Source organism: Streptomyces sp. NPDC058534 (genome assembly GCF_042717365.1).
Classification (GTDB): Bacteria; Actinomycetota; Actinomycetes; order Streptomycetales; family Streptomycetaceae; genus Streptomyces.
This window is the reverse complement of record NZ_JBHXNW010000009.1, coordinates 104,838-108,877: the sequence shown is the minus strand read 5'-3', so window position 1 is coordinate 108,877 and position 4,040 is coordinate 104,838. Positions and strand designations below refer to the sequence as shown.

The 4,040-nt window shown below is 70.7% G+C and carries 3 protein-coding genes and 1 pseudogene; 1 reads left to right on the top strand and 3 read right to left on the bottom strand.

Annotated elements, in window-relative coordinates; genetic code table 11:
- Positions 1 to 105: 105 nt before the first annotated feature.
- The 3 genes from gltX to ACFWR9_RS07690 all read right to left on the bottom strand — a co-directional run bounded on the left by gltX (position 106) and on the right by ACFWR9_RS07690 (position 2,927).
- Complete coding sequence (gene gltX, locus ACFWR9_RS07700; RefSeq protein WP_383837089.1) at positions 106 to 1,590, bottom strand: glutamate--tRNA ligase; 1,485 nt, start codon at positions 1,588 to 1,590, stop codon at positions 106 to 108.
- The gene (locus tag ACFWR9_RS07695) at positions 1,583 to 2,368 is read right to left on the bottom strand and encodes a fumarylacetoacetate hydrolase family protein (RefSeq protein ID WP_234960219.1); all 786 of its coding nucleotides are present in this window, start codon (positions 2,366 to 2,368) and stop codon (positions 1,583 to 1,585) included. Before ACFWR9_RS07695 ends, gltX begins: the two co-directional genes overlap by 8 nt.
- 370 nt (positions 2,369 to 2,738) lie before the next feature.
- The gene (locus ACFWR9_RS07690) at positions 2,739 to 2,927 is read right to left on the bottom strand and encodes a hypothetical protein (protein WP_064730001.1); all 189 of its coding nucleotides are present in this window, start codon (positions 2,925 to 2,927) and stop codon (positions 2,739 to 2,741) included.
- 602 nt (positions 2,928 to 3,529) lie between these two features.
- Here ACFWR9_RS07690 and ACFWR9_RS07685 point away from each other — a divergent pair.
- A pseudogene (locus tag ACFWR9_RS07685) lies at positions 3,530 to 4,040 on the top strand (hypothetical protein); the annotation flags it as partial.

Sequence of the window (4,040 nt, the reverse complement as noted above, 5' to 3'; positions counted from 1 at the left end):
CCAGGCCCCCGCGGGGGGGGGGGCGGCGCCCCCCCCACCGGGGGCGGGGGGGGGGGCCCCCCCGCGGCCCCCCGCCCCCCGCCCCTGTTTCTTCACGCGCGGGCGTTACTCCGCCAGCCTCACCAGCGCCGCGTCGATCCTGGCCAGCGCCTTCTCCTTGCCCAGGACCTCCAGGGACTCGAAGAGGGGCAGGCCGACGGTGCGGCCGGTGACGGCGACGCGGACCGGGGCCTGGGCCTTGCCGAGCTTGAGGCCGTGCTCCTCGCCGGCGGCCAGGACGGCCTCCTTGAGGGACTCGGGGGACGTCCAGTCGGCCGCGTCCAGCTTCTCGCGGGCGGTGACGAGCAGGGCGTCCGAGCCCTCCTTCATCGCCTTCGTCCAGCTCGCCTCGTCGAGGACCGGCTCCGGCAGGAACAGGAAGTCGACGTTGTCCGTGATCTCGGAGAGGACCTTCAGACGGGTCTGCGCGTGCGGCGCGATGGCCTGCCACTTGGCCTCGTCGAAGTCCTCGGGCGCCCAGGGGGCGACGGGGGCCTTCAGCCACGGGCGGCAGCGCTCGGTGAAGTCCTTCACCGGCAGCAGTCGGATGTGGTCGCCGTTGATCGCCTCGCACTTCTTGAGGTCGAAGCGGGCCGGGTTGGGGTTGACGTCGGAGACGTCGAAGGCCGCGACCATCTCGTCGATCGTGAAGATGTCCTGGTCGGCGGAGAGCGACCAGCCGAGCAGGGAGAGGTAGTTGAGCAGGCCCTCGGGGAGGAAGCCGCGCTCGCGGTAGAGGTTCAGGCTCGACTGGGGGTCGCGCTTGGAGAGCTTCTTGTTGCCCTCGCCCATGACGTACGGGAGGTGGCCGAAGGCCGGGATCTCCTTGGCGATGCCCAGCTCGGTCAGCGCCTTGTACAGCGCGATCTGACGCGGAGTGGAGGAGAGCAGGTCCTCGCCGCGCAGGACGTGGGTGATCTCCATCAGGGCGTCGTCGACCGGGTTGACCAGCGTGTAGAGGGGGGCGCCGTTGGCGCGGACGATGCCGTAGTCCGGGACGTTCTCGGGGAGGTAGGTGATCTCGCCGCGGACCAGGTCCGTGAAGGTGATCGCCTCGTCGGGCATCCGGAAGCGGACGATGGGCGCGCGGCCCTCGGCCCGGTACCCCTCGACCTCGGCGTCGCTCAGGTCGCGGCAGTGGCCGTCGTACCCGGAGGGCCGGCCGGCCGCGCGGGCGGCCTCGCGGCGGGCGTCCAGCTCCTCCTGGGAGCAGTAGCAGCGGTAGGCGTGGCCGGCGGCGAGCAGCTTCTCGGCGACGTCCTGGTAGATGTCCATGCGCTGCGACTGGCGGTACGGCGCGTGCGGGCCGCCGACCTCGGGGCCCTCGTCCCAGTCGAAGCCCAGCCAGCGCATCGAGTCGAGCAGCTGGGTGTACGACTCCTCGGAGTCGCGGGCCGCGTCGGTGTCCTCGATGCGGAAGACCAGCGTGCCCTGGTGGTGCCGGGCGAACGCCCAGTTGAACAGGGCGGTGCGCACCAGACCCACGTGGGGGTTGCCGGTGGGGGACGGACAGAAACGTACGCGTACGGGTGAGCCGGGTGCGCTAGCCACGCTTGACAACCTTGTTGGTGAGAGTGCCGATGCCTTCGATGGTGACGGCGACCTCGTCGCCGACGTTGAGGGGGCCGACGCCGGCCGGGGTCCCCGTGAGGATCACGTCGCCGGGGAGCAGCGTCATGGCCTCGGAGATGTTGACGATCAGGTCCTCGATGGAGTGGATCATCTCGCTGGTGCGGCCGAGCTGCCGCTGGGCGCCGTTGACCGTGAGCTGGATGGTCAGGTCGGCCGCGGCGGCGAGGGAGATGTCCGTCTCCACCCAGGGCCCCAGCGGGCAGGCGGAGTCGAAGCCCTTCGCCCTGGCCCACTGCTTCTCGCGGCGCTGCACGTCGCGGGCGGTGACGTCGTTGGCGCAGGTGTAGCCGAAGATCACGTCCTGGACGCGGTCGCGCGGGACCTCGCGGCACATGCGGCCGATGACGACGGCGAGTTCGGCCTCGTGGTGCAGTTCCTCGGAGAAGGAGGGGTACTGGATGGCGTCGCCGGGGCCGATCACCGAGGTGGACGGCTTGAAGAAGGCGAACGGGGCGTCGGGCACCTCGTTGCCGAGTTCGCGGGCGTGTTCGGCGTAGTTGCGGCCGAAGGCGACGACCTTGTTCGGGAGCACCGGCGGCAGCAGCCGCACCTTGCTCAGGGGCACCTTGGTGCCGGAGAGCTCGTAGTCCCCGAACGGGATGCCCTTGATGATGTCGAGGACGAGCTGGTCCGGCTGGTCGCCCTCGACCGCGCCGAAGGCGACGTTCCCGTCGATGGAGAACCTGGCGATGCGCACGGGTTGCTTGGCCCCTTGACTGAGCTGGCTGGAGTCTGACGCCCCAGGCTAACGCGGCGCGCCCGTCCGGCATGATCCGCCGGACGGGCGCGTGGTGCTCAGGGCCTGTCTGACAATTCCCGTCGTCGCCCGGAGGGCGGCCTCGCGGCGTCAGGTGCGTGCTCTGGGGGTCCCCCCGGCCGGAGGCTGGGGGAGTGCCGGGCGTAGGGCCTCGTACTGGATGTACTTGGCTCTGCGCCCGGTGCGGCGAGTGGGGGTACCTCCCACGCCTTCAAGGCAGTGGGGGAGCGTGCATGGCGTCGCGAGGCAGACGGGAATTGTCAGACAGGCCCTAGGGGGCCGCCTGAACGGGCGGCGCCGGGGTGACGTACTACTCTGCGACGGCGGCCCCGACCGGTACCTCCATGAGGACGGTGCGGCGGGGGTTGGCGGTCTGGGCGGGGAGCTCGACGGCGTGCTCCGGCTGCTCCTGCGTGCGCAGGTCGTCGGCGTCGTCGAGGTGCGCCAGCGTCGTGCGCCGCGGGTTGGCGATCTGGTGGAACATCATCGTCGTCTTCACGGTTGTACGAGGCCCTGTCGTGTCCGGGCGCCCGAGGGGCTGCGATGACCCCTGCGAGGGCGCGGGTTGTCGGTTTTGCCTTCTCTGTAAAGCGTCAGGCTAAACATGCGATTCCCCGGCAACTCGGGGAGGGCCCGCGATCTGCGTGTGAGTTTGCTCACTTATCAAGGGTCAAACCGGTCAATTGCGACTCCAGCGGCACCGGGATCAATGAGACATTCCACCCCTGAAGCCCGCATTCCGCTCCTGATCATGGCGACTGGGACACCCTCCACACCCCGACAACTCGCGGGCATACGCCCCTTTTGCGGGTGATCACCTTCTACGTCTGGTGACTCGGCCCTCACGTGCTGTCACGTATCTCACGGCCTGCCCCACGGGCCTTGTTGGAGATCCTGCACTGTGCTGGAATTCCACGGACCGCCGCAGGATCGAGCCGGCGCGCAGGGGGCGCAAAGCAGCGCCGGGCGGCGGCGAGAAGGGGGAACCAGCGCCGGTCACTCACGACCACCACGGGGGCGTATTCAGGGCGCCCCCATGACGCCGACACCGTGTCCCGCCGTTCACGCGGAGGGGCGCCTGGTCCAGAGGTTGCGACGCTAGTGCAGGGACGTTTCAAGAGGGATGGCAGCGCTTCGGCGGAGCCGGAGCCGCACGGCGGGACCGGCCCCAAGGCCGTCGGCTCCTCGCCCCAGCACGCCCAGAACCAGGGCCAGACCCCGTCCGGCGACAAGGGAGAGCGCGCCGGTCGGACGGCCGGTGCGGCCGCCCCCGGCCAGCAGCCGTCCGCCAAGCCGGCCAAGAGCCCGAGCGGCCCCGGCCCGCGAATAGCCCTGCGCAACTGGCGGATCTCCACCCGTCTGGTGTCGCTGCTCGCGCTCCCGGTGGTCGCGGCCACCTCGCTCGGCGCGATGCGCATCAGCCAGTCGATGGACGACATGCAGCAGCTCGACAACATGAAGCTGCTGACCGAGATGACCAAGCAGGCCACCGAGCTGGCCGCGGGGGGGCCGGGGGGGGGCGCCCCCACCCCCGCCCCCCCCCCCCCGACCCGCCGGCGCGACCCCCCACAGCGCCAACCACCGAGCCCGCACAAAAACAAACACCCACGCG